Annotated in this window: 24 protein-coding genes and 1 pseudogene; 19 read left to right on the top strand and 6 right to left on the bottom strand. The window is 43.0% G+C overall.

Annotated elements, in window-relative coordinates; all coding sequences use genetic code 11:
• The first annotated feature begins 521 nt into the window (after positions 1-521).
• From H5073_RS16455 to H5073_RS16445, 3 genes and pseudogenes are all read left to right on the top strand, one after another.
• Entirely contained in the window at positions 522-1,517 is a 996-nt protein-coding gene (locus H5073_RS16455; RefSeq protein WP_182680654.1) for an alkaline phosphatase D family protein, read from the top strand.
• Positions 1,518-1,772: 255 nt separating this feature from the next.
• Positions 1,773-2,573: a lipase family protein gene (locus H5073_RS16450; protein ID WP_182680653.1), complete on the top strand. Its 801-nt coding sequence runs from the start codon at positions 1,773-1,775 to the stop codon at positions 2,571-2,573.
• A gap of 108 nt (positions 2,574-2,681) precedes the next feature.
• Positions 2,682-2,957: pseudogene (locus H5073_RS16445) on the top strand (IS1595 family transposase); the annotation flags it as partial.
• 20 nt (positions 2,958-2,977) lie between these two features.
• Here H5073_RS16445 and H5073_RS16440 read toward each other — a convergent pair.
• The 4 genes from H5073_RS16440 to H5073_RS16425 all read right to left on the bottom strand — a co-directional run bounded on the left by H5073_RS16440 (position 2,978) and on the right by H5073_RS16425 (position 7,392).
• Positions 2,978-3,577 carry a hypothetical protein gene (locus H5073_RS16440; protein WP_182680652.1) on the bottom strand — a complete coding sequence of 200 codons (600 nt, stop codon included), beginning with the start codon at positions 3,575-3,577 and terminating at the stop codon, positions 2,978-2,980.
• 751 nt (positions 3,578-4,328) lie between these two features.
• Entirely contained in the window at positions 4,329-5,417 is a 1,089-nt protein-coding gene (locus H5073_RS16435; RefSeq protein WP_182680651.1) for a serine protease, read from the bottom strand.
• A 541-nt stretch (positions 5,418-5,958) separates the two neighbouring features.
• Positions 5,959-6,171 carry a hypothetical protein gene (locus H5073_RS16430; RefSeq protein WP_259394928.1) on the bottom strand — a complete coding sequence of 71 codons (213 nt, stop codon included), beginning with the start codon at positions 6,169-6,171 and terminating at the stop codon, positions 5,959-5,961.
• Positions 6,172-6,513: 342 nt separating this feature from the next.
• The gene (locus tag H5073_RS16425) at positions 6,514-7,392 is read right to left on the bottom strand and encodes a LysR family transcriptional regulator (protein WP_182680650.1); all 879 of its coding nucleotides are present in this window, start codon (positions 7,390-7,392) and stop codon (positions 6,514-6,516) included.
• A gap of 400 nt (positions 7,393-7,792) precedes the next feature.
• On the opposite strand from H5073_RS16425, the gene H5073_RS16420 reads away from it, so the two are divergent.
• From H5073_RS16420 to H5073_RS16400, 5 genes are all read left to right on the top strand, one after another.
• Positions 7,793-8,113 carry a putative quinol monooxygenase gene (locus H5073_RS16420; protein WP_182680649.1) on the top strand — a complete coding sequence of 107 codons (321 nt, stop codon included), beginning with the start codon at positions 7,793-7,795 and terminating at the stop codon, positions 8,111-8,113.
• Between the two features lie 156 nt (positions 8,114-8,269).
• Complete coding sequence (locus tag H5073_RS16415) at positions 8,270-9,337, top strand: Gfo/Idh/MocA family protein (RefSeq protein ID WP_182680648.1); 1,068 nt, start codon at positions 8,270-8,272, stop codon at positions 9,335-9,337.
• A 221-nt stretch (positions 9,338-9,558) separates the two neighbouring features.
• Positions 9,559-10,098 (top strand): glycine cleavage system protein R, encoded by a 540-nt coding sequence (locus tag H5073_RS16410; protein WP_182680647.1) that lies wholly within the window; start codon positions 9,559-9,561, stop codon positions 10,096-10,098.
• Positions 10,099-10,434: 336 nt separating this feature from the next.
• A complete protein-coding gene (locus tag H5073_RS16405; protein ID WP_182680646.1) occupies positions 10,435-10,989 on the top strand; it encodes an acetate uptake transporter in 555 nt (184 codons plus the stop codon).
• Positions 10,990-11,478: 489 nt separating this feature from the next.
• Entirely contained in the window at positions 11,479-12,375 is an 897-nt protein-coding gene (locus H5073_RS16400; RefSeq protein ID WP_182680655.1) for a DMT family transporter, read from the top strand.
• 195 nt (positions 12,376-12,570) lie between these two features.
• On the opposite strand, the gene H5073_RS16395 is transcribed toward H5073_RS16400, so the two are convergent.
• Complete coding sequence (locus H5073_RS16395) at positions 12,571-13,932, bottom strand: aromatic amino acid transport family protein (RefSeq protein WP_182680645.1); 1,362 nt, start codon at positions 13,930-13,932, stop codon at positions 12,571-12,573.
• A 395-nt stretch (positions 13,933-14,327) separates the two neighbouring features.
• On the opposite strand from H5073_RS16395, the gene H5073_RS16390 reads away from it, so the two are divergent.
• A complete protein-coding gene (locus H5073_RS16390) occupies positions 14,328-14,924 on the top strand; it encodes a VF530 family DNA-binding protein (RefSeq protein WP_182680644.1) in 597 nt (198 codons plus the stop codon).
• Between the two features lie 138 nt (positions 14,925-15,062).
• Here H5073_RS16390 and H5073_RS16385 read toward each other — a convergent pair whose 3' ends face one another.
• A complete protein-coding gene (locus tag H5073_RS16385) occupies positions 15,063-16,253 on the bottom strand; it encodes an amino acid aminotransferase (RefSeq protein WP_182680643.1) in 1,191 nt (396 codons plus the stop codon).
• Positions 16,254-16,509: 256 nt separating this feature from the next.
• On the opposite strand from H5073_RS16385, the gene aroA reads away from it, so the two are divergent.
• The 10 genes from aroA (at position 16,510) to H5073_RS16335 (ending at position 26,528) form a co-directional block, all read left to right on the top strand.
• Positions 16,510-17,790 carry a 3-phosphoshikimate 1-carboxyvinyltransferase gene (gene aroA, locus H5073_RS16380; protein ID WP_182680642.1) on the top strand — a complete coding sequence of 427 codons (1,281 nt, stop codon included), beginning with the start codon at positions 16,510-16,512 and terminating at the stop codon, positions 17,788-17,790.
• Between the two features lie 179 nt (positions 17,791-17,969).
• Positions 17,970-18,653, top strand: coding sequence for a (d)CMP kinase (cmk, locus tag H5073_RS16375; protein WP_182680641.1), 684 nt, complete (start codon positions 17,970-17,972; stop codon positions 18,651-18,653).
• A gap of 111 nt (positions 18,654-18,764) precedes the next feature.
• Positions 18,765-20,432, top strand: coding sequence for a 30S ribosomal protein S1 (rpsA, locus tag H5073_RS16370; RefSeq protein WP_182680640.1), 1,668 nt, complete (start codon positions 18,765-18,767; stop codon positions 20,430-20,432).
• 77 nt (positions 20,433-20,509) lie between these two features.
• Positions 20,510-20,797 carry an integration host factor subunit beta gene (gene ihfB, locus H5073_RS16365; RefSeq protein ID WP_182680639.1) on the top strand — a complete coding sequence of 96 codons (288 nt, stop codon included), beginning with the start codon at positions 20,510-20,512 and terminating at the stop codon, positions 20,795-20,797.
• Between the two features lie 117 nt (positions 20,798-20,914).
• A complete protein-coding gene (locus H5073_RS16360) occupies positions 20,915-21,208 on the top strand; it encodes a lipopolysaccharide assembly protein LapA domain-containing protein (RefSeq protein WP_220488094.1) in 294 nt (97 codons plus the stop codon).
• Positions 21,209-22,369 carry a lipopolysaccharide assembly protein LapB gene (gene lapB / locus H5073_RS16355; protein ID WP_182680637.1) on the top strand — a complete coding sequence of 387 codons (1,161 nt, stop codon included), beginning with the start codon at positions 21,209-21,211 and terminating at the stop codon, positions 22,367-22,369.
• A 78-nt stretch (positions 22,370-22,447) separates the two neighbouring features.
• On the top strand, positions 22,448-23,143 hold the full coding sequence (pyrF, locus tag H5073_RS16350) for an orotidine-5'-phosphate decarboxylase (RefSeq protein WP_182680636.1): 696 nt from the start codon (positions 22,448-22,450) through the stop codon (positions 23,141-23,143).
• A 52-nt stretch (positions 23,144-23,195) separates the two neighbouring features.
• Positions 23,196-24,008, top strand: a complete 813-nt coding sequence (locus H5073_RS16345; RefSeq protein WP_182680635.1) for an SDR family oxidoreductase — start codon at positions 23,196-23,198, stop codon at positions 24,006-24,008.
• Positions 24,009-24,045: 37 nt separating this feature from the next.
• Positions 24,046-24,597, top strand: coding sequence for a DUF2058 domain-containing protein (locus H5073_RS16340; RefSeq protein ID WP_182680634.1), 552 nt, complete (start codon positions 24,046-24,048; stop codon positions 24,595-24,597).
• A gap of 179 nt (positions 24,598-24,776) precedes the next feature.
• Positions 24,777-26,528, top strand: a complete 1,752-nt coding sequence (locus H5073_RS16335) for an acyl-CoA dehydrogenase family protein (RefSeq protein WP_182680633.1) — start codon at positions 24,777-24,779, stop codon at positions 26,526-26,528.
• The last annotated feature ends 313 nt before the right edge of the window (positions 26,529-26,841 follow it).

The raw sequence follows: 26,841 nt of genomic DNA, 5'->3' as shown, positions 1-26,841 counted from the left end.
TTGCCTGTGAGATTTTTACCCGCTTGAAGATCTTTAAGGGCTTGTTCAAAGTTAAAAGGTTGAGTCATGTGTCATTCCTGTTTTTGTACAGTTTACTGAAATGACACAGAATTATGAACGCTACCTACCCAAAGCAAAAAAGTATTGATGATCACATCATCGATGCCGACGCACTTTTCATCATTTAAGGTGGAGATTACCTCAAATTATTTCGTGGTTTTGAGTTGAATTACTTTTAAACCTATGCCTCATATGACTTACTTGTTATTCCGCTTGCAAATTTGCGAGCTGCTTACTTACTACCAATTACTAATGATAAGCCCTTATCATTAGCTAGTAGTTCGCGCTTAATTGCAGTATGTTATTTAAGCAGTACGTTATTTAAGCAGTACGTTATTTGGGCAGAGTCTCTTTACAGATGGGCCTCACTAGTTCATTCCCATACTTCTCGGACATTAAGCGCGTCGTTAAAGGTGAAGTTAGATATTGGATTTATTCTAAAATTTATTAAGGACAATATTATGATTAAAATAGCATTTGCCTCATGTTGCCGTTATGAAGCATTTCCGCATATCCCTCATGAGCTTAAACAACCTGAATGGAAAGCCATTCAAGATGTTTCCCCTGATTATTTGTTTCTTCTAGGAGACAATATTTATATGGATTATGGTGTTCGTTTTTTTAGTCAAGAGCCAGTCGGTTCACCTGAGAAATTAGGCTTAGATGCTTTTGAAATCAAGATGAATGCTAAATACTCACAACAGTTTTCAGTCCCCAACTTTAAGAATTTAATTTCTGAAATGCGAACTAAAAATGCATTGTTTGCCACATGGGATGATCATGATTTTGCATGGGATAATGCTTGCGGGAATGAAGTTCCAGATGACAAAAAGGTCGTATCAACCAATTTATTTAAAAAATGGGTATTAGGGCAATCAGAGCCTGACAATTCTCCTATTTATCGTTATGTGGATCTGCCAGAGAACAATCCAATAGCAAGGTTTATTATTTTAGATAATCGCAGTTATTCTGAACGAATAAATCTTCATTCTGATGGAGAAGATGAGTTCACATCTGCGTCAGAAGGAAAAAGTATGCTTGGAGTTGAACAATTGACGTTTTTATTAGAAAAAATGCAACACGATTTACCCCATACCTTTATATGCGCAGGTCTTAGCTTAACTCAGGGGAGTGAGAATTGGTCTAAATACGAAGAAGAATATGATGTTTTTTCTCAAGCCGTAGATACTTCAAATAGTAATGTCTTTTATGTAGCTGGTGATATCCATAAAAATAAACTTTTAAAACCTAATTTTAAACGTCCTTGCTATGAAGTAATATCATCTGGAATATCAATTAATTACTTAGGTTTACCTGCTGATTTTGATGATTGTCATAATTGGGGAATAATAGAATTTGATATAAATCAAGTTAGTGTTCAATTTAATAAAGCAAAGATTAACGATGTTGGTGGTATACAAAAAATTAAAAGTCGAACCTACCAATTACTTCGATAAGACCAAAATATTTATGTTACTACAGCCACAACTTACTGAGGATATGGCTTGTTAGTTAAGATTAATAAGCAAAGGCAGTAACGTCTTTGGGCTGGATGTGATAAATGACATCGATGCTTTCGACGTTAGGCATTACAAATATAACTTCAAGAATCAAACTAATTAATTGTGATTCTATACTGATAGTACTTCATACACGAATGTTCTTTACATTAATAGCTTTATAAATCTGTTGTGATATCAAGGAATATGAAAATGACAAATGTTAAAAGGGAAGTTAATGAAAGTGAAATTTTGTCCTATGAGCATTATGCAATTTTATGTGATGCAGTTTATAGACCATTGTTTAATCAAAAGTTGAGTGGTTACGAACATCAGAAAATCATTAAAAACAGAAAAGGTGCTAGTATTTTACGTGTTTTATCAAATGATAAGGAAGTTGGAATTTTTTTTCGTGGTACAAATGTATTATCCGATTGGTTTATAAATTTAAACATTAAACCTCAAATAACAATGATCAACGGAAAAAAAATATATGTTCATTCGGGATTTTTAAAAGCTTTGAACCAGTATCCGAAAGAGCAAGAAGAGTATAATTTATTTGAAATATTAGAAAAGACCCTCGTAGAATTCGAAGCTTCCAAGAAAGCTATAGTTTTAGCTGGTCACTCTTTGGGAGGCGCTTTAGCAGTGCTTTCTGCTGCAAGATTACAAGATAAATATCAGAATAACATATCAAATGTTATTACATTCGGCCAGCCTGCGGTTGGTTTTGTTGGCTTCAAGAAATCATATTTATTAGATAATGAAACGATTAGGGTTAATTCAGGTTTGGATATAGTTACTTTTCTTCCTGGGCCATTTTATAAGCATGTTGGCAGGCAAATATGGATACATAATGATGAGGTTTTTGAAAATGTGCATTGGTTTCGAAGGATAATCAAAATTTTGAAACATGCATTTACTGCCTTCATCTATGATCACAAAATGGAAAAATATATTAGACATAAAACTCTTTTTTTAAAGAGTAATCTTCTAAAGAATAAAAATGGATAAAGAGGTTGTGATACCTAATTGTAGGCTTGGGCAGATAAATGTTGCTCTACACCCTATGTAGTGGCCAATTATACTTGACCACTACAAACACAGGTTTACAGTGCTTTCAGCGATGGTGCATGGGCATATGTGAAAATAGCCAAACAAAAGCGCTGTGACCATAAGCTCTTGATAAATAATAAAATCAGAGTGATGGATAATATTTACCATATTCAGACCGTCAATGGTGCAATAGCGAATTTTAAGGCTTGGGTAAACGGAAGCATGAAGGGAGTGGCAATAAAATATTTATTGAATTATCTAGCTTGGTTTAAGGAAAGCAGCGCGAAGCTAGATAAACGGCAAATACTGTTATCCGCTTATGGTAAACAACAGTATTATTGAATATAGCCTATTTGTTACAGTTAATTTAAGTCTATCGAACATTTAATTTTTAAATCCTTACATTTTTTAAATCCATTTCTTAATAAAGTTGATGCAATAGATCTCCAGTGACCAAGTCTTTCTGGATTTTTTTCTATCATGTAAAAAGCTATATCTAGAGGCGTTCCAACTAATCCTCTATATATTATGGGTCTATTCATATTTATCCCATACTCTATCCAACTAGTAAAAGTATTAAAATTTTCCTCCATTGCGTGTGCTATAAAGTTTTCACTACCACAATCTACATTAACAAAGCCCACATCTTTAAAGCTCTCTATATCAAGTTTATTTTCCTTTAATATACTTTCCAAAATGAAGCCTTCTTTTCCATTCAAATAAGCTTTTGTATGCATTCTACATAATTCTGATATATGGCTACCATCAATTGTTCGATTTTTTCTCATAAAATTAGCGATACTAATCAAGTTAGCCTCTTGCATAACTTCAAGAGAAGCTTCACCAATAGTGTCAGTTCCTCTATATTCTTCATATACAGCAAAAGCAGAATTTATAAAAATCACAGTAAAAGTAGAATTTATAAAAATGGTTAATACTAAAATTTTAAAGATCTTATGCACTGTAAATCTCCTAATAGTCCACCTTTGGGAATCAAAGAGGGCAGATTTATTGATGAGGCTAACAGTGAATTTGCACCGTAATTAAATCTGTATCACTGCGCCTGTCAATTGAAACACCCGTGCGGATTATGCTTATTGGCTTTTTCGGGCTAGTAGGTCTTAATAAGACCCGATCAATTTATAATTCATTATAATTCAAGATTTATATACATCAAGTTAGCACTTTTAAAGGCTCATTATTATTGACTTTTTTCAACTTCAATCATATAGTCAATCTTAGTTAGCAATTGCAGGATTTGAAGGTGTTAAACTCTGCAACCAAATGAATTTAAACGACTAATTTAATATTTAATACGAGAGCTTTGGGTTCCTCTTTATTAGAGCAAGCTATCCCTCCAACAAATCAAACGCAAACGCAAACGCTGACAGCAATGGTAAGGCTTTTTTGTTGGGCGAAGGAAAGGGATTTGAACCTAAGGGTTTCTCTTACTCCTTGTTAAAAAGTGCAAGCAAGCTATCCCTCCGGCAAATCAAACGCAAACGCTGACATAAAATGAAATAGTAATTAAATCAACGCAATATGGTGGTCGGAGGTATCTAGTCGCCACACTACCTTGCATGCAGCTCCGTTGAGGGCAGTGCTTGCTGTATTCCTGTTGTATTTCAACTGAAGGTGAAGGCGCTAACGACATAATGCCTGCCAGGTAATCTGGCAGGCATTAATTTTCAAGCCTGATAACTGTCGTTCAATTTACAAACATCCGTAACTTGTACAGAGCACTTTAAAGTTGTTGCTGGTAAATCTTGGACCAACATAACTTTGGCCAAAGGTTCCTTTTTTGGATGGACCGCTGACTACTGAATTGGCCTGATTCCCACCTGATACATAGGGAGAAAATACTCTTAACCATGGTCCGCCACTTGCACCATAAGTCATATTACATCCCATTCCAATGGCATCTGTATCATCTTTAAAAGATTCGGCGGCACAAGTATTACTGTATTGGCCTGAGCCTAAATTACCTGGATAACCAAATGAAAACAGGCTTTGTTCAAATGACTGTCCATAGGCATATCCTAAATTACCAACCATGCCATTGGGGTTGCCACTTAAGCGAACTAATGCAAGATCATATTGACGGCTACCGACATTAATCCAGTTAGTGAGAACAATGGCACTGGTCCAGTTATACTGGCCATAGGGCTTATTGCCATACCTTTCTGCTGGTGCAAATACCAAATTTGAATGCCAACCACTTCCACGGCTATAAACGCAGTGGGCAGCAGTAAGTAATACATTATTTTTCAACATTGATGCACTGCAATAGCTAGTTCCACCACTGGGCTTATTGAAATAGAGCTTACCCATAGTTCGCCAAGGGTGATATTTCCATGATTGGGAGTATAGATTTGCAGGATATCCTGTATATAGATCAGGTTTAGCGGCAGAGGTTGTACCAACATCACTGCTAGAAAGCTCTTCAGTGACAACCATCTTTTCCATTTTCTCCATCGCTTGCCAAGCTTCAGGATAAAGGGCTTTTGCATCATCGTTGGCCCCTAACGGCGCCAATTGGCTGTCCATAGAACCTGAACCACTGTCACCTCCTTTTTCATCTGTAGCTTCAGAGGCGACATATTCAGGCCATTCCATTGGTGTCGCTTGATCCATTTTTAGCTGCTTATTAATTGAAGCAGCAACATCTTTAGGCGCACTTTTCTCTTGAATATCTGGATTTTTGATAATTGAAGTCTCTGCATTCGCAATTCCTGAAGCAAAAAGCAAAGACATGGCTATCCCAGCGCAACTACAGCGCATCACTTTATAATTGATTTCCATAACTAGTTCCTTCTAAGTTAATAGATTGTATAACCTTTGCTTAGCTATGCATCCATGACATAAGCTTTTTAACAACGCATCAGTGGGTTATCACCAGCAGTGCTTTATGTTATAGAATTTTACAACTAAACCAAGGGAAGTTACTTGATAACAACAACTTAGAATTTATGGTTACTTTTCCTGTATGACCATTAAAACTAAGCCTACTACTGAGATTGCTACCAATAAACATCTTGCCACAGCATAAAAAAGCATAGTAAAAATGCGGGTTTTTACAACCTTTAAACACAGTCGTTAACGCTACATTCGCCCCCTAAGCTCAACAAAGTTGTTGATGTTAGCGTATCCTGTTCAACTGAATGTGACCATGCAGTGATAGGCCGATATTTGAGCAGTGGCATAAACGGTTTAAAGGTAATGAGAAAGCCCAGAAAATCTTAAATATTAAATTGAGTAGAAACTGCCGAATAGTTATCAATGGCTGTGAGTAAAAGCTAAACCGTTAATGGGAATTGTTTTTCGTACTCTTGGCATTTTTGCTTTAAAAAATCGATGGGGTTCTAATTTTGTGGTTAGGGTAATCCGTTTGCAGGTAAAGGAGTTGCAAAGGGATTTTATCGGCTAATTGATCGGAAAAGAGCACAATCAATTTACCTTGATGAACTTCTTTAGCTACATCAAACCAGCTTTTATAGGCTATACCTTTCCCAGCTAATACCCAGTCTTTGATTACCGCACCATCATTGCAACTCATCGTCCCCTTTACTTCAGCAGGTGTTTATCAGCGAAGCGCCATTTGTGCCAAGGTTTTCCTCCCCGATTAAGTTTGAATCGGCCAGCTGACCATAACGTATCGCTAAATGTACATTTTGGCTGATAAGAGCTGCCAGCGGTATGAACCCGTTTGATAGATTGGTTTAATGCCCAGTAAATTAGTGACGAATTTTTTAACGGACAGGGGGCATTGTTTTTGAGTAAATCGTGTCATCTTTGTCCCAATAATGCATTTCGTTTTTCCAAATATAAAGCGCTTATATTGTCACTACTTAAAATTCAATTCGCTGGGGCGTTGAGGCATTGCTATTTAGCCATGTATTCACACATCCATACTTGCCAGAAAATAATTCACGAATGCGCGGGTTTTAAGGGGCAGTTGCTTGTTTTTATACAGCAAATGTATCGGTCTTGGCGTGGGCGGCGATAGGGTGTCGATAACATAGAGGCTACCTTGACTAATGGCTTGGGCCAGCACCATTCTTGGTTGCAATACTATGCCCAGCCCCTTGATGGCGGCGTGAGTTAGGCTCAAACCGCTGTTGGATTCAAAGGTTAATGGCTGCTTGCCAAAGGCATTGGCATTGGGGTTTTTCCCTTTTGAGACAAATTTGCTGCTGTAACTAAACCCTAGGCAATTATGCTGGCTTAAATCATCGATGCCTGTAGGCGTGCCATGGCGTTTTAAGTAGCTTGGGGCGGCGCAGTAAATCATTTCATAATTGAGCAAGAAGCGGCCTATGATGGATGAATCGTTGAGCTCACCGATGCGAAAAACCAAGTCCACATCATCATGGACAGGATCGATTAGCTCGTTATCTAAGGTGAGTTTGATGCTGATGTCTGGGTGCGCCAGCAAAAAATCTGCCACGATAGGGGTCAATATTTCATGACCAAAACTCACCGGCGCATTGATGCTCACTCTGCCTTTTGGGCTGTTACTTAAGGCGTGCACCGCATTGTCTGCTGCCTCTATTGAGTCTAAAATCTTTTTACATTCTTGGTAATACGTCTCTCCGGCTAAGGTCAGCGATTGTTTGCGCGTGGTGCGGCTAATGAGTGGCGCGCCTAAGCTGGATTCAAGAAAGTTGATATGCCGGCCCACCATGGTGGCACTGATCTGAAACTCATGGGCTGCGGCGGTGAAACGCCCTTGCTCGGCCACATGAACGAACACTTGCATGCTTTTAAGTTTATCCACCTTATTCCACCTTTAGGGTTAACTTCACTTCACTTCACTTCACTTCAATTCAGGTTAATTCACTTCAATTCACATTAATTAGAACCTTCAAGCAAAAGCTTCTGTCATAGCCTTTACGCACACACAAGAGTGAACACTTGAGTGATACTAAGAGATAGATTGACAACTATAGCCTTTACGCACACACAAGAGTGAACACTTGAGTGATACTAAGAGATAGATTGACAACTCAAAGTTGATTAAGAATAAACTAGAGTTTGGTTTATCCCCAGTAATAACTGCTTTATATTGACGTTTTAACGCCTTCTGAGTGCCAAACAGGTGCAGGGAAGGTAATAGAGTCAGTAATAAATGCCAGCAATATATGTCAGTGAGTCGTTAATATCAGTCGGAGATAAGCATGCAGCAGTTAACCCAAACCGATCACCAGTTAGGCACCCAAGGTGTTTTTGTCACCGCAGAAATTCATATTAAGGCCGAAGTTGAATTAGCCACTGGGGTTGCGGCCATCCAGGCTTTTTGCGCTGCGATGAATAGCGAGCCAGGCTGCACTATGGCCATTGCACTGCAAGACCCTAATGCGCCGAAACAGTTTATTTTTTGGGAGCGTTATAATGATGATGCCGCCATTAATGCCCATTTCATTGCACCCCATACGCAGGCTTTTATTAAGGCTGGGCTTACTGAACTTAAGCAAGCGTTTCAATCTACTCTTGCTTAAGCAGCGCCTCATTTGGTAAGCCGAGTTAGCACAGCACCCAAGCCGGCATCGCAATAAAAATAAAGCAGTAAAAATTAAGACGATAACACTTGATCTAGTCGCACCTTCACGCGCATTCACATGTTCACACGCATCTTTAGCCAATTGGAGTTACCCATGAGCCAAGCAAACACATTATCCCCGTTAAAGTGGGGCATATTAGGCAGCAGTTTTATTTCAGCTGTAATGGCCGATGCCATATTAGCCGAAGGCAACACAGTACTTTATGCCGTTGCAGGGCGCTCGGCAGCGCCGCTCAATGAGTTTGCCGATAAATATAAGATAACCACGATTTATCACGACTATGACGCGCTTATTAATGATCCCTTGGTGGATATCGTCTACATTGCGCTGCCAAATCACCTGCACCATGAATACGTCATCAAGGCCGCCCATGCTGGTAAAGCGATTTTGTGTGAAAAGTCGTTATCGATAGACATGGAAAAGACTGAGGCTTGCCTTAAAGCAGTAAAAGACAGCGGGGTGTTTTTTGCAGAAGGCTTGATGTATTTAACCCATCCGTTAGCGGCTAACGTTGCCGACATTATTGCGTCCGGCGTTATTGGTCAGGTGAAGGCTATTCAAGGTCAATATTGCGCGGCCATCAGTCAGTTTGTTAACCCTGATAGCATGGGCACTTTATATAACCTTGGCTGTTATCCGGTATCCTTAATGCACTTGGTGCTGCAAACCGCCTTTGGCGATGACATTTTTGATAGCATGAATATTAAGGCCATTGGCCGTCAAGGCACAGATGGCAACATTTGTGATACCTCGGCGGTATTTGCATTCACGCCAACCCAAAATGCTCCAGTATTGGCTGAAAACTTAACTACTGAGTCCATTATAACTCCTATCACAACAGTACAGTGCCAATTGCACACCGCAGAAGATTATGGTTTGCACAGCCGTTTTACCGTGCTCGGCACTAAAGGTAGCCTGAATATGGACACTAACCCTTGGCTGCCAGAAAACCATAACCGCCTAAGCGTGACCCAATTTGAGCAAGCCAGTGAAGTGATTGACGTCAGCGCCACAGGCAATGGTTTTTATTACCAAGTGCAGCAGATAAGGCAAGCCATAGAGCAAAAACAGTTGTCACTGATGCGTCCAGCCGTTCGCCCTCAAGACTCTTACACTATTATGAAACTGCTGACTCAGTGGCAAAATGCACTCGTGGTGTAGTGGGCCCTCAGGCGCCGCGCGAGCCATAGCGCGACTCTTTAACATATAACGTGAGTTCGCAAATAAAGCTGGGAATTGTGCTCTGGTGCACAGATGAATAGGGGGCGAGGCGTTAATCTGGGTTATTACAGCTTAGGCATAATGTTAGTCATAAGCTTGATGGTATTATTCGTTTTGCCATGAGCTAAGATGTGTTGTGAGTTTAATAACAAGGAGTTCCTATGGACAGCTGTTTTATCATGAGTGTAACGGGCCCCTTTACCCCAGATATCATTAATCAACTTGCTCACCATAACCGCCAACATGGGGCGAGATGGGACACAAGTAAGGTTATCCGTCTTAATAATCACTTTGCAGCCCTGATGCAAGTGAGCATCGCGAGCATTGATAAGGCAAAGCTAACATCATCCTTGCTTGAGGCTTTCCCCCAGTTACAGCTAAGCGTCAGTGCTTGTGCTGGCACTAATCAAGCAGCGCTTGAGCAAGCGCCGTTAACATTGTCAGTCCCGATGGAGTTTGAGTTAGATTGCGCCGACAGAGCTGGCTTAACTCATGATATTCATCGGTTAATGGAAACCTTAAGTATTCATGTGGAACACTTTGAGTCTTATCGGGTGCCAGTGTCTATTTTAGGGCGTAATGTGTACCGAGCTAAATTAGTGCTACGTTTACCTGAGACTCAGTCAAGTCAAAGCGTGGTTAATGAGCTCGAAGCACTTGAAGCAGGCGCCAGAGCCAATGTTAAAATGAACGTGGAATAGGGCAGTTCTACGATCTACCTCGCACTTTTACATATCTTGCGCCCCAGATCATAAACGGCGATTCAACCTCAATTTTTGACGTCTTTTGGGCTAGCTTAAAAGACGTCAAATCATCATAAATTGTGATCAACTTCACGCTTGGTTCCATTGACGCTGACCTCCCACGGCATTCCATCCTCGCTCAATACTGCTCTATGGCCAATAAGCGTAAACCAAGCATTGATTTGCTCACAAGGCTCAACTAGAATGCGCCGCCTTACTCATCCCCTCAATCTGTCAGTCTTGCCTTGTCGGCATGCAAATTTTGGGAACATCAACGCGTATTCAGGAAACAACATGTCCACACAGCTAGCTAATCCCGCACCTTTGGGGCTAATGGGATTTGGTATGACGACCATTTTACTTAACATCCATAATGCGGGTTTTTTCCCGATAGATTCTATGATCTTAGCCATGGGGTTATTCTATGGCGGCCTAGGGCAAGTGATCGTTGGGATAATGTGCTTTAAACGTGGTGACACCTTTGGCACCACGGCATTTACATCATACGGATTATTTTGGCTCACCTTAGTGGGGTTAATTTTATTGCCAGAGATGGGGCTTGCACAAAAAAGTCCAGCGGGCTTTATGGGCTGTTATTTAAGCCTGTGGGGCTTATTTACCGGCTTTATGTTTATTGGCTCACTGCGCTACCCTAGAGCCAAGCAAGTGGTGTTTGGCTCACTGACGGTACTATTCTTTTTGTTAGCCGCCCGTGATTTTACTGGCAGCGAGCTTATTGGCACTATCGCAGGTTTTGAAGGCATATTTGTTGGTTTTAGTGCGATTTATTTTGCTATGGCGCAAGTACTAAATGCTGAATACGGCAGGACAATATTGCCCGTGGGTTAAGGTTTTAGTCGACAACGCTATATTGGTGGTGAAATTATTTCATCGCCAATATGCTTATTTTATCAGGGAAAAATAGCTAATTTGTTTTCACCTTTTAGTTTGGGTGAATGGTTGTGATAAATAGCTCTGATAAATCTAAGCCGTCTGTAGTGGAGTTATCATTACAGATTTAGCCTAGACTAAACGGCATCCCGCTCTTATGCTTGATTGTCCGTCACGACCCCGCGATTAACACACTGGCTCATCCCCATTGCCTCTCTCGATGTATCTCAATTGCTCAGTTCAAGCATCGGCTCAATGCTGCCATTTACCTTGCCAACATGTTTAGGCCACAGGCAATAGCGAGTCGCAAAGTTAAGATACGACTCATCTGATGAATTAACTTATCCTTGTAAGCACTATAAGGTCACGTTAATCTTAGTGTTTTCAACATATCCGCACTTGGCTTTAGCAGCCGACAACCCCTTCATCAAAAGTGAGAATTCACCTGTGGTCGCAAATTTTTTATTACTGTTAACCGCCTGCGTTTGGGGCATGGGCTTTGTCGCCCAAGCCCTTGGCATGGACCATTTAGCACCTTTTATGTTTAATGGCCTGCGGTTTTTTATTGGCGCCATCAGTTTAGTGCCGCTAATTTGGTATTTTTCACGGAAAAAAACCTTAGTGGTAGGGAACTCAAGAACCCTGATTTTAGGATCGCTCGCTTTGGGCGCAGTGCTCTTCATTGCCGCATCGTTCCAACAAGTAGGGCTACTCTATACCTCTGCAGCAAATGCTGGGTTTATTACTGGGCTTTATATTGTGATAGTACCAATCTTGGGGTTATTGCTTAAACACAGCACAGGAGTAAACACTTGGATTGGCTGTGCCATTGCAGTCGTGGGCATGTACTTTTTGAGCATCAAAGATGACATGAGCATTGGCTATGGTGATGCACTGCAGCTGATTGGGGCACTTTTTTGGGCGGTGCATATTCTATTGATAGACCATTTAGCCCGCAAACATTCGGCCATTTTATTGTCGCAAATTCAATTTGTGATCTGCGCTGTGATAAGCCTTGGGGTGTCATTTGCCATTGAAACCACAGCGCTTGCCAGCATAGGGTTAGCCTGGGGCGCACTGGCCTATTCTGGGCTAATTTCTGTGGGAGTAGGTTACACCTTACAAGTGGTGGCTCAGAAAAACGCCCATCCTGCTCATGTGGCGATTATTCTAAGTTTAGAAGCTGTTTTTGCGGCTATTGGCGGGATATTGTTTCTAAATGAAAGTTTAGATAACCGTGCACTGCTTGGCTGTGCCTTGATGCTGCTTGGGATGCTAGTGTCACAAATCCCGCTGCGGTATTTAGTTAAATCTTGGGGACAAAAAGCCGTGGTTTCAAAATAACACGGCTTAAAAGACTCATGCTGAGAGGTTAGCGTGCATAAATATTCAAATTACTGCGTGGCGGTTAAAAATACCTCGGGCTAATACCAAGCTACTTTGCATATAGGTGAATTTTTATTCTAAGAGAGCAAGAGCGCTCTCTTTGATTTAAATGTGAAGCTCACCTATCTTTTAATTAACCACAAATTTGATTTGTTAACTGGCTAAACCAAATAGTATTGCTGTCATTGATAGCAGACCTGTGATGACAACAAAAATGTTGCTAATGCGTCCTCGGTAAGCGGCTAATGCAGGAACTTTATGTATGGCATACATTGGCATAAGGTACAAAATAGCCGCGATAACTGGGCCGCCTAGCGCCTCTATCATACCGAGTATGCTTGGATTGATTATTGCCACCGCCCAAAGGGTGATAAACATAAACCCTAAAATAAACTTATCCAGTTTTTTGCTGGTATCGGTTTTTTCGCTGCTGGCTAATTGCTTAGTGATAATGCCTTTTAAGCCTTCGGTTGCTCCCATATAGTGGCCAAAAAAGGAGGAAATAATCGCAACAAAAGCAATCACTGGGGCAAAGTAGCTGACAAATCCACTGGCATGGACATTGGCAAGGTATGACAATATAGGTAAGTTTTCAGCTTTGGCCTCCATTAACTGCGCTGGCGTTAATGACAATACGCAGGAAAACACAAACAGCATCACAAACCCAACCAGCATAATGGCGGTATTACGTAAGATCACGTCAGCCTTTTTAGAGGCATTGACGCCGTGTTCACGTTTAAGGGCAACGGAGAACTGCGAAATCGCTGGTGAGTGGTTAAAAGCAAAGATAAGAACTGGAATCGTTAACCAGACGGTGCCGAGAAACTCCGTGGTGGAAGGCGCGGCCATGAGTGCATCCATCTTCCAATCTGGTATTAAATACAAAGACATAAACGCGAGGATAGCCACTAAAGGATAAACTAAGAAGCGGGTGACCATAAGCATAAATTTTTCGCCTGCGACCATTACAGACATCATGCTTAGGATCAATAATCCTGACAGCAACCAGCGAGGGATACCACTGACTTTATCGATAATATGTGCGCCAGACTCTGTCAGTACAGGCATACCGTCTATCAAGAGTCTTGGGACTTCTGTAAATATGCCTAATTGGTTAATAATAAAACTGTCGACGGTATTGGTTATCCCAACGCCATAGATAAGTACGATAGGGTAAATGGCTAAGAAATAAAGCCAAGTGATGGCTTTACCTGCACCAATGCCAAAATGCTCTTCTACAACTTGGGTGATGTCACTGCCGGGAATGGCCGAGGAACACACAAATCTTGATAAGCCGCGATGAGCAAGATAAGTCATGGGACCAATCATTAATGCCATTAACACTAAAGGCCAAAATCCACCCATTCCGGCATTAATGGGTAAAAATAAAATGCCTGCACCGACTGCTGTGCCAAATAAGCTCAACATCCAGGTGGTGTCTTGCCTTGACCACCGATTACTGGCAACGGCGAGATGTTCGGGAATTCCTTGTACACTTATGGTTTCATTTTGCATGGCTTATCTACCTTGAAAGCGGATTAAATTCGATGTCAGAGTAATGCTTTCCAATAAAACTTAAATAGCGATAGCAGCGTAAAATTAACTATATGTTTATATTGGGAGCGCCATCCCGATGTGCCGAATTCAATACTCATAAGCTGTTCCAATTCATTTACAGCGTTTCCTCCCAAGATTAACAAGGCTGTCACTTTGACAGGGTGTGTAATGAGGCGCGAGTGAAGAGAATGAATTGGGAGTTAACCAGTTAGGATCGTGTGCCCAATCTTTTGATTGGGATTACTGGGTTATTAAGATCAAATTACCCTAAGATAAATTGCCTGACTTTGGCATATTATTGTTATCATAGCGCTCTGTGTTCACCTTGGACCGCCGATTTCGCTAGGAAGATTATGATAGAAGAGCAACAAAACAACCCATTACATGGCCTTAAGCTTGAGACTATGATTACCGATCTGGTTGATTGTTACGGTTGGAAGATTTTATATGCCGCTCTTAAACTTGAGTGCTTAAATCTCAATCCATCCATTGAAAGTTGCCAGAAGTTTCTTAAGAAAACTGAATGGGCGAGAGAGAAGGTGGAAAACTTTTATCTGTATCGTTTTAAGCGCATGCCTAAAGCTAATGCTGAGCAATATGAACTCAAACCAAGGGAGCGTGGATTTGCTGCAGGTATAATGCCGCGCAAGCCTATGGTGCTGACCTTTGAGTCGATTGCGAAAATGCAGGCGCAAGCTCATGCGGAATTTGAAGCTGCTAGAGCTGCCAAACCTAAAATGAACCAATCTCGCGGGGCAGGCTCTAGAAACCAGAATAGAAGCTCAAACTCTAGAAGCAGTGGTTCAGCTAGCAGGAAAAACTCTGGCTTTGATAATGGCACCCGTGAATCAAGAGCCAGAGACAGATTTGACAGCGACCGTGAAAATGTTAAAAGAGATCCCAGCAAACCTAAGCCATCTACAGATCCGAACAACCCTTGGGGTAAGTAAGCGGTTAAGTCATTATCGTAAGCGCAGTGAAAGCTTGCTAATCTAATATAAAAAAGGTCGTCAAGTGACGACCTTTTTACATCTCTAACAGACCTAATCTTTGGTTACGCCGCGGCATTAGGTGAGTGTAATAAAAGCTTATAGCACCTTAGCGATAGACTTGGCTAAGTAATCCACATTCGCCTCGCTAATACCCGCAATGCTTATCCGGCTTGACCCTACCATATAAATACTGTGCTCTTGCTTTAGGCGCTCCACTTGCTGTGGGCTAATTCCAAGGAATGAGAACATGCCTTTCTGGTTGGCGATAAAGCTAAAGTCACGCTCAACACCATTAGCTTTAAGCTGTTCAACTAGCATGGTGCGGTTGCCATTGATGCGATCGCGCATCACTTTAAGTTCATCAAGCCATTGCTGCTTAAGTGTATCGTTACCTAAAATGGTTTCGACTATCGCAGCGCCATGAGCCGGTGGCATAGAGTAAATGCAGCGCACCACGTATAAGAGCACGGAATAAGCCACATTGGCTTGGACACTGTCTTTACCCACTAACGTACAGGCACCAATGCGTTCACGGTATAGACCAAAGTTTTTAGAACATGAACTGCATAAGATCATGTTTTCCACAGCGGCCGCCATTTGACGCACGCCATAGGCATCTTCATCCACACCATCACCAAAGCCTTGGTAGGCCATGTCGATAAGCGGGGTAAAGCCTTGTTTAGCCGTTAGTTCTACCACTTGATCCCATTGTGCTGGAGTTAAATCCATGCCACTTGGATTATGGCAACACGCATGCAGTAGCACCACGTCATCCTTACCTATGGTGGCAAGCTTGGCCATCATCTGGTCAAATTTAAGTGTCTTGCTGTCATAGTCATAATAGGGATAGGTTTTTACGCTAATGCCCGCAGCTTCAAATAATCCCGTGTGATTAGCCCACGTTGGGTCGCTCACCCATAACACAGCATTGGGATTACAGCGCTTGATAAAATCTGCCGCGACCCGTAATGCGCCGGTACCGCCTGGCGTTGACACGGTGCGAATTCTGTCAGCGAGTAGGGCGGGATGGCTTTGACCAAAGGCAAGCTCTGTCATTAATTTGTTAAACGGCGCAGAACCTGTTGGGCCTATGTAAACTTTGGTGTCTTCGGTTTCAAAGCGCCGTTTCTCAGCAATTTTGACGCAGGCTAAAATGGGCGTATGGCCACTGGGATCTTTATAGACGCCCACACCTAAATCGACTTTATTGGTGTGTGAGTCAGCACGGTATTGAGTTAACAGGCCCAAAATGGGATCTGCAGGCATGGCGCTTAGGCTATGGAACATGGCTTCTACCTTTATTGTTGATCTTATATTCGAAAGACTATCGGGTTAGAATAACGTGCTTTGGTGGGATGGTTAAACAAAAACTCGCATTTAGTCGGTGAAAAATAACCCTGAGCAGAATTCAGTTGGAAACTTAAGCTGACAATGAAAAAATACTGTTCACTGCGGCGTTAATCTGCTGTAATGCTCCTCCATTACAAAATACGTGTCTTAACCCAGATTAAGATAACCATTTCTTTAGCAAAAGAAGAAGCAAATGAAGCAACTGCATCTTGAACCTATTGCCTGCATCGATGGCGAAATTAACATTCCTGGCTCGAAGAGTATCTCCAATCGCGCGCTATTATTGGCAACCTTAGCTAAAGGCACCACCACGTTAACCAATTTATTAGACTCAGACGATATCCGCTACATGCTGGGATCCCTTGAACAGCTCGGGGTTAAATTTGAATTGAGCGACGATAAAACCCGTTGCACAGTTCAAGGCATGGGCGGCGCCGTTTCAGCATCCACTGCGCAAACATTGTTTTTAGGGAATGCAGGTACTGCTATGCGGCCCTTGTGCGCAGCATTAACCTTAGGCCAAGGGGAATTTACCTTAACAGGCGAGCCCAGGATGGAAGAGCGTCCCATAGGCGATTTAGTTGATGCGCTGCGCCAACTTGGCGCCAGTGTGACTTATCTTAAAAATGACGGTTTTCCGCCACTGACCATTAATGCAACAGGCTTAAATGGCGGCGATGTGGATATCGCGGGTGATTTATCCAGTCAGTTTTTAACCGCACTTTTGATGGTGGCGCCATTAGCTAATGACAAGGTAAGCATCAATATTAAAGGCGAGCTAGTGTCTAAACCTTATATTGATATTACCTTAGCTTTGATGGCGCAGTTTGGCGTTGAAGTGCAAAACCATGATTACGCCCGCTTTGACATTAACCCAGGGCAGCAATACCTGTCACCGGGCAAAGTATTAGTGGAAGGAGATGCCTCATCGGCCTCTTACTTTTTAGCGGCAGGCGCCATCGCTGGTGGTAGTGTCAAAGTCACGGGTGTGGGCCGGTTAAGCATTCAGGGTGATGTGAAATTTGCCGATGCGCTTGAGAAGATGGGTGCTGATATTGAATGGGGTGATGACTATATTATTGCTCGCAAGGCTAAGCTTACTGGCATTGATATGGACATGAATCATATCCCTGATGCGGCGATGACCATAGCGGCAGCAGCATTATTTGCCGAGGGCGATACTTGTCTTCGTAATATTTATAACTGGCGCATCAAAGAAACTGACCGTTTACATGCTATGGCAACCGAGCTTAGAAAAGTGGGGGCGCAAGTTGAAGAAGGTCATGATTTTATTCGTATTACTCCACCAGTTAAGCTAAATGCTGCGGCCATAGATACCTATAACGATCACCGCATGGCGATGTGTTTTTCTTTGCTGGCCTTTGCTGATTGCGGCATTACCATTAATGATCCTGACTGCACATCAAAAACCTTCCCCAGTTATTTTACCGAGTTTGCACGATTAACTGATTAATGCCCAGACTAGGATGAGCCGCTCCCCCAATGCAAGCCACGCGGGGAGTGCTTGTCTAGATAGCGCAATTGTCATGTAAAATTCTCCAGCTTAAATTTCTGTTTTGTTATACAATGCCGCCCGCTCATTTTTGATGAAGACCAGAACCATTAGGGAAGCAGGTTATTTTCGGAGGAATTATGTCTGAACGGACGCCAATAGTTACAATAGATGGCCCAAGTGGCGTAGGCAAGGGCACAATCAGCCAATTACTTGCACTGCATTTAGGTTGGCATTTACTCGACAGTGGCGCGATATACCGTGTGTTGGCCTTGGCCGCGATTCATCACGATGTTGAGCTTGAAAACGAAGAGGCCATTACCTTATTAGCGGCGCACTTAGATGTGCAATTTTTATCAGACGCTGAAGGTAAAGGTATTAAGGTTATTCTTGAGGGCGAAGATGTTACCAGCAGCATTCGCAGCCAAGAGTGTTCAAATGCGGCCTCTAAAGTGGCAGCATTACCGCGGGTTCGCGAAGCCTTATTGCGTCGCCAGCGCGCATTTTCCACCCCGCCAGGTTTAATTGCCGATGGTCGCGACATGGGCACAGTGGTTTTTCCAAAAGCTGCGGCTAAAATCTTTTTAATCGCTTCCGCCCAAGAAAGGGCGCAAAGACGCTATAATCAGTTGCAGGACAAGGGCTTCGATGTTAACATCGATCGCCTTTTAGCTGAAATTATTGAGCGAGATGACCGTGATACTAATCGCGCCGCCTCCCCACTAAAGCCAGCAGATGATGCTCTTGTGATTGATACAAGTGGGATCGGAATTAATGAGGTGTTTGAGCGTGTGCTTGAACATGTCAGGGCAACTATATCTTAGGGCGTTAATGGTTAACGCTCGGGATAGGCATTCATATTAAGGATGATATGAATCAATTACTGACTCCACATCTAGGATGGATGGTGGTTTATTAAAGAAAGTAACCTAAACATGACTGAATCTTTTGCTGATCTATTTGAACAATCCCTTCAAACTCTGGAGTTCCGTCCAGGTTCTATCGTTCGTGGTACTGTTGTTGCCATCGAAAACGGTATGGTACTTGTTGACGCTGGTCTTAAGTCTGAAAGCCCAATCAATGCTGACGAATTCAAAAACGCTCAAGGTGTTTTAGAAATTCAAGTTGGCGATGAAGTTGACGTAGCCCTTGACTCTGTTGAAGATGGCTTCGGTGAGACTCAACTGTCTCGCGAAAAAGCTAAGCGTCATGAAGCTTGGATCGTTCTAGAAAAAGCGTACGAAGATGCTGAAACTGTAATCGGTATCATCAATGGTAAAGTTAAAGGTGGTTTCACTGTTGAATTAAACGGTATCCGTGCCTTCTTACCAGGTTCTCTAGTTGACGTGCGCCCAGTTCGCGACACAGCTCACTTAGAGTACAAAGAATTAGAATTCAAAGTTATCAAGCTTGATCAGAAGCGCAACAACGTTGTTGTTTCTCGTCGTGCTGTTATCGAATCAGAAAGCAGTGCTGAGCGTGATGCACTTCTTGAAAATCTACAAGAAGGCCAAGCAGTTAAGGGTATCGTTAAGAACCTTACTGACTACGGTGCATTCGTAGATTTAGGTGGCGTTGACGGTCTACTACATATCACTGATATGGCGTGGAAACGTGTTAAGCACCCATCTGAAATCGTTAATGTTGGTGACGAAATCAACGTTAAAGTTCTTAAGTATGACCGTGAGCGTACTCGCGTATCACTAGGTCTTAAGCAACTTGGCGAAGATCCATGGTTAGAAATCAGCAAGCGTTACCCTGAAAGCACTAAGCTTTCTGGTCGCGTAACTAACCTTACTGACTACGGTTGCTTCGTAGAAATCGAAGAAGGCGTGGAAGGTTTAGTACACGTTTCTGAAATGGATTGGACTAACAAGAACATTCACCCATCTAAAGTTGTTAACTTAGGTGATGAAGTTGAAGTGTTAGTACTAGACATAGACGAAGAACGTCGTCGTATTTCTCTAGGCCTGAAACAGTGTAAAGTTAACCCATGGGATGACTTCGCAACTCGTTACAATAAAGGCGACAAGGTTTCTGGTAAGATCAAGTCAATCACTGACTTCGGTATCTTCATCGGTCTTGACGGCGGCATAGATGGTCTAGTTCACCTATCTGACATTTCTTGGAACGGCACTGGCGAAGACGCAGTATCTGAGTACAAGAAAGGCGACGAAATCCATGCAGTGGTTCTTTCAGTAGATCCAGAGCGTGAGCGCATCAGCTTAGGCGTTAAGCAAACTGAAGATGATCCATTCAACGCATACCTAGCTGACAAGAAGAAAGGCACCGTAGTAAACGGTACTGTTTCTGCTGTTGATGCAAAAGGCGTGACTGTTGAACTAGCTGACACAGTTGAAGGTTACGTTCGCGTAGCAGATATTTCAGCTGAACGTATCGAAGATGCATCTACTGTCTACACTGTAGGTGATGCAATCGAAGCTAGATTCATGGGTGTTGATCGCAAAAACCGTTCTATCAGCCTATCTATCAAAGCGAAAGATGAAGCTGAACAGAAAGAAGCGATTGCTACTCTGAACAAGCAAGATGACGTTGTTATCAGCAATGCAATGGCTGAAGCATTTAAAGCAGCTCGCAAGTAATCGAAATCGCCTGTTGTAAAGGGAGTTCGCTCCCTTATAGGCGACTGTGTTTGGCTTGATAATAGGGGATAGCTAGGATGACAAAATCTGAACTTATCGAAAAACTCGCCACTAGGCAGTCGCAACTGTCGGCGAAAGAAGTGGAAAGTGCAATCAAAGAAATGTTAGAGCAAATGGCGACAACATTAGAAAGCGGTGATCGAATAGAAATCCGTGGCTTTGGTAGTTTTTCACTTCACTATCGTGCGCCACGTACTGGCCGTAATCCAAAAACTGGTACCTCAGTTGAATTGGAAGGCAAGTATGTTCCGCACTTTAAGCCGGGTAAAGAACTGCGCGAACGTGTCGATGCGGTTAATGTTTAATTAACCCACGAAAAAAGCCTCCGTCAGGGGGCTTTTTTATATCTATTGCACAGCAAAGCTGGTCAGCTCGACAAATTTCTTGGATAATCAGACCATTGATATCATAAACGTCCTAGTATGGAGTATCACGTGAGATCCTTTATCGCCATTATCTTAGTTGGCCTATTTTTTGTTCTAGCATTAATTTTTGGTGCTAAGAATGAACAACTGGTGACTGTCAGTTATTTTATCGCCGAAGGCGAATACCGTTTGCCCTTAGTCCTTGCAGTGGTGTTTTTTGGCGGGTTTATGCTCAGTTGGTTGTTTGCCTTCTTCTATATCGCTAAGCTCAAATTGGCCTTAAGAAAAGCCCATAAACTACTGAGCAAGAAAGGCATTAGCATTAAGCCTGCACAGGATAAAACCGTTTAGATGCTAGAGATCCTCTTTCTGCTATTACCCATTGCAGCCGCCTACGGTTGGTACATGGGCCGGCGCAGTATTAGGCAGAGCCAGCATCAAAAGCAAAAAAAATTAAGTCGAGATTATTTCACTGGACTTAATTTTTTGCTGTCTAATGAATCGGACAAGGCGGTGGACTTGTTTATTTCCATGCTGGATGTCGACGATGAAACCATAGACACCCATCTTTCACTGGGCTCGTTATTTCGAAAACGCGGCGAAGTTGACCGCTCTATTCGCATTCATCAAAACTTAATTGCTCGTCCAAGCCTGACCACAGAGCAGCGTGATATTGCCATGATGGAACTGGGCAAAGATTATATGGCTGCGGGTTTTTATGACAGAGCCGAAGAAATCTTTACTAATTTAGTTAGCCAAGATGAACACAGCGAAGACGCTGAAACCCAGTTAATTTCCATCTACCAAATCACCAAAGAATGGCAAAATGCCATCGATACCACCAAACGCTTAAGCCGTAAGCGCCAGCAATGTTTAAAACCCATCACAGCGCATTTTTATTGTCAGTTAAGTGATGAAGCCAGCACCGAAGAGGTGAAGGTGAAAAAACTATTGCAAGCGGTAAAACTTGATCCCAAATGCGGCCGTGCTTGGCTAAGCCTAAGCAAAATTTATCTTGATAGTGGCAAACAACTCGAATGTAAGCAAAGCCTCTACGCCTTACTGAACGGTGATATAGAAGTGTTTGCCGATGGCTTGAGTATCGCAAAGCAAGTTTATCGAGACAGCAAAGATCTCAGTGGTTATCAAGAGTTACTGGTTAAAGCCTTGGAAGCGGGCGCCGGCGTCAGCGTGGTGATTGCCTTGGCGGAGTTTAAAATCAGCCAACAAGAGCATGATAGTGCTGAAACCTTGGTATTGGATAATCTTTATCGTCATCCAACCATGAAAGGCTTTCAGCATCTAATGCAAGCCCATATTAAACAAGCTGAAGACGGCCAAGCGAAGCAAAGTTTGACCATGCTTGAAAAGCTCGTCGAGCAGCAAATTAAATATCGCCCAAGTTATCGCTGTAATGCGTGTGGGTTTCCATCCCATGGGCTGTATTGGCATTGCCCCTCTTGCAAACAATGGGGCAGTATCAAGCGCATTAAAGGCCTTGATGGAGAATGAGTCGGGCTTAGTTTAGATACACGTTAGATTTATATTGAGAATAATATCAACCCAAACTGGCAATACAGTGGAGAGCAGATGAACACCAATCCAATTTTAGTCGCCCTAGATTTTGATGATAAAGCCGCTGCACTGCGCTTAATTGACCAGTTAGATCCTAAGCTTTGTCGTTTAAAAGTGGGTAAAGAAATGTTCACCTTGTTCGGGCCGCAATTAGTGCACGATATCCATGCACGAGGCTTTGATCTGTTTTTAGATCTTAAGTTTCATGATATTCCCAACACTGTGGCCAAAGCCGTGAGTGCAGCAGCAGAGCTTGGGGTATGGATGACCAACGTCCATGCCAGTGGCGGACTTGCTATGATGCAAGCTGCAAAAAAAGCCCTCGAGCCCTATGGCGATAAAGCCCCCTTATTGATTGCGGTAACCGTGCTTACCTCAATGAGTGATAATGATTTAGCCTTGCTTGGGATCAATGTGCCCACAGTTGAGCATGTGCTGAGACTGGCAAAGCTTACTCAGGATGCGGGTCTTGATGGCGTGGTGTGCTCGGCCCAAGAAGCCAAGTTACTTAAACATAATTTTGGCGCTGACTTTACCTTAGTCACCCCAGGCATTCGCCCTGTTGGCAGTGACAATGGCGATCAGCACAGAGTCATGACACCGCCCCAAGCACTGCAGGCAGGTTCAGACTTTCTGGTAATAGGCAGGCCCATCACTCAGGCAAGCGATCCCTTAGCGGCGCTAAAAGCCATTCATGAGTCATTGGTTTAATAACCCATAATGCAGCCAATGCTGAACGGATTAAGAATATAAGGAGTGGATTATGTTTGAATACACAGGGAAAAATGTTGTGGTAGTTGGCGGTACCAGTGGCATAAATTTGCAAATCGCCTTGAGCTTTGCAACCGCTGGCGCAAATGTTGCCGTAGCGAGTCGCAGTCAAGATAAGGTCGACGCCGCAGTCAGTCAATTACAAACAGCAAACCCTCAAGGTAAACACTTTGGTGTGAGTTTTGATGTGCGCGATAATGATGCCTTAACCACAGGTTTTGCACTAATCGCCACCAATATGGGCCAAATTGATGTGCTGGTCAGTGGCGCGGCGGGTAATTTCCCCGCCAGCGCGGCAAAATTATCTGTGAATGGCTTTAAATCAGTGATGGATATCGATTTATTGGGCAGTTTTCAGGTGCTTAAACAAGCCTATTCATTAATGACCCGCCCAAGTGGCAGTATTATTCAAATTTCAGCCCCTCAAGCTTATGTGGCCATGCCATTGCAAGCCCATGTGTGCGCCGCCAAAGCTGGCGTGGATATGTTGACCCGCACCTTAGCCTTAGAATGGGGCATGGAAGGCATACGTATTAACTCCATAGTGCCAGGCCCAATCGCAGATACTGAAGGCTTTAATCGTTTAGCGCCGAGCGATGCACTGCAAGCCAAAGTCGCTAACAGTGTGCCACTTAAGCGCAACGGCCGTGGCCAAGATATCGCCAATGCGGCGTTATTTTTGGCCTCAGATATGGCCTCATACATTACTGGAGTGGTGTTACCTGTTGATGGCGGCTGGGCTCTTGGCGGCGCCAGTATCGCCATGACAGAATTAGGTGAGTTAGCTGCCAAGCAAGGATTGTAACTTAACAACATGTTTTGATAGTAAAAGGTAAATTAAGATGGCTAATGCATTACAAGAGCAGCTGTTAAAAGCAGGCCTTGCAAGTAAACAAAAAGCGCGAGATGTAAAAACCCAGCAAAAACGCAACAAGAAAGCCAAAGTGGATGATGGTAGTGCCGCACTAAAGCTTGAAATTGCCGAGAAAAAACGCCTTCAAGCTGAAAAAGATAAAGCGCTTAATGAAGCACGTTTTGCACAGGCTGCAGAAAAAGGCCAAGTGAAAGGTTTAATCAATGAGTTCACTCGTTTTGCCATAAAACTGCCAACCAATGCCGAACTCAAGTTTAACTTCACTTTGGATAACAAGATTTTATCTGTTTATATCACCGACAGTATTCAGCGTGATTTACTCAATGGCACCTTAGGCATAGTGCGCTATGAAGATAAAAGTTACCTTGTGCCCCATAAACTTGCCGAGCGAGTTAACTTGCTAGTGCCTGAGTGGTGCGGTTATTTATGGGATAAATCGGCGGCGGATTCAGTAGCGCAGGTCAGTGATGCAGACGATCCTTACGCTGATTACGCCATCCCAGATGATTTGATGTGGTAAGTCAGCGGCTTTAGGAATATAAAAAAGGTTAAGCTTCGGCTTAGCCTTTTTTATTGGTTATTTTTTAATGAAGAGGGTTGCCTAGTAAATATATGCTAAACGGCGCATTCATCTTGGCTTTTTGGCTGTTTTTAGTATAAATTAAAACACACGTTTAAATTAATCGTTTAAGAGCCACTATGAATCCTTACCAAGCCCCTTTACAAGATATGCAGTTCTTATTAACTCAAGTCTTTGATGCCCCAAGCACTTGGGAGCAGCTACCAGCGATTGCTGAAATGCTCGACATGGACACCGCCAATGCCATTTTAGAAGAAGGGGCCAAACTTAACCGTGATGTGATGCACCCGCTTAATCGCAGTGGCGATGAGCAAGGGGTGAGTTTTGTTGATGGTAAAGTGATAACGCCCGATGGCTTTAAAGCGGCTTACGATACCTTCGCTCAAGGTGGTTGGGTTGGGCTATGTGGCGATCCTGAGTTTGGCGGCATGGGCATGCCAAAGATGCTTGGGGTGTTAGTGGATGAAATGGGCTACAGTGCCAATAACTCCTTTACGCTTTACAGCTCGCTCACAGCTGGTGCGGCCTTGTGTATTCATGCCCACGCCAGTGATGAGTTGAAAACCACTTATTTACCTCATTTATATTCAGGTATTTGGGCCGGCGCCATGGACATGACTGAGCCACAGGCAGGTTCAGATTTACGTAATATTCGCACTAAAGCTGTGCCTCAAAGTGATGACAGTTATTTAATCACCGGCAGTAAGATATTTATTACTGGCGGCGATCAAGACTTAACTGAAAACGTGATCCACTTAGTGCTAGCAAAATTGCCAGACTCAAACGGTATTTCACTGTTTTTAGTGCCAAAAATCACAGTGAATGCCGATGGTGGCTTAGGCGAAGCCAATGGGGTGACTGTGGGCTCAATTGAGCACAAGATGGGCCTTAAAGCCTCGGCAACGTGTGTGATGAATTTTGATAATGCCAGAGGCTTTTTAATTGGTGAAGCCAATCGCGGCCTTGCTTGTATGTTCACCATGATGAACTATGAGCGTCTCGCCATTGGTATTCAAGGCCTAGGTAGTGCCCAAGCGGCATACCAGATGGCCCGCGACTATGCTAACGAGCGAATTCAGGGCACGGCGGCTGATGCGAGCGAAAAGCGAAACGACCCAATTATTGTGCACGGCGATGTGCGGCGCATGCTATTAACCGTTAATGCCATGACCCAAGCGGGTAGAGCATTAGCCGTGATGACTGGCAAGCAGTTAGATCTAGCCAAATATGCCACAGGTGAAATACAACAGAAAGCCGCTAAATACGTCGGGCTATTAACGCCGGTGGCCAAAGCCTTCTTAACCGATCGCGGTCTTGATGCGACGATTATGTCCCAGCAAGTGTTCGGCGGTCATGGTTATATTCGTGAAACAGGCATAGAGCAGTTAGTCCGCGATACCCGAATTGCACAAATATACGAAGGTACCAATGGTATTCAAGCACTTGATTTTATAGGCCGCAAAGTGACAGGTGATGATTTACATGCCTTAAGCTTATTGGTTGATGAGATCAAAGTCGAGTTGGCTAGTTTTGATAAGATAAAGCCTGAAGATAAACAGGCGGTATTATCAAGACTTGATGCCTTGATGCAGACGGCACAATTTGTCAACGATAATAAGGCGCAGCATCCGGCATTGCTCAATGCTTCAGCAGTCGACTTCCTCGATGCCTTTGGTTACACCTTATACGGATACTTCTGGCTTGCTATGGCGCAGCAATCTCGCAAGGTAGAAGATAAAAACTTCACCGCCACTAAGCAGTACCTTGCTGATTTTTACATCAATAAACTATTGCATAAAGCCGATTACCATTTGGCCCAAGTGAATGCCGGTGACAGCAGCATTATGGGCATGCCAGCAGAGTTGTTTTAATGCTCAATATCATGCAAGTTGATTTGAAGTATGCTTAAAAGGCACTGCCATTATGGCAGTGCTTTTTTTATTGTGTTTTTAGCATACCTGAAGAGGATTTTCAGCCCTTCAGCCCTTCAGCCCTTAAGGCCTTTATCGGCGTAACGCAAAGAAAGCCTGCTCGTCAAAATCTTGACTCCTGAGCCTAGTTAACCTCAACTCGGGATAAAAAACTGAACTAATCGCCCTCTTTGTGATCAGATCTTTCGACCAAGAAGGAACCAATCACGCAGAGGGCTTATGGATAATTTAGTGGATGTATTTTGTGATGTCG

The sequence above is a fragment of the Shewanella sp. SR44-3 genome, assembly GCF_014163735.1.
Classification (GTDB): domain Bacteria; phylum Pseudomonadota; class Gammaproteobacteria; order Enterobacterales; family Shewanellaceae; genus Shewanella.
This window is presented reverse-complemented; position numbering and strand designations above follow the sequence as displayed.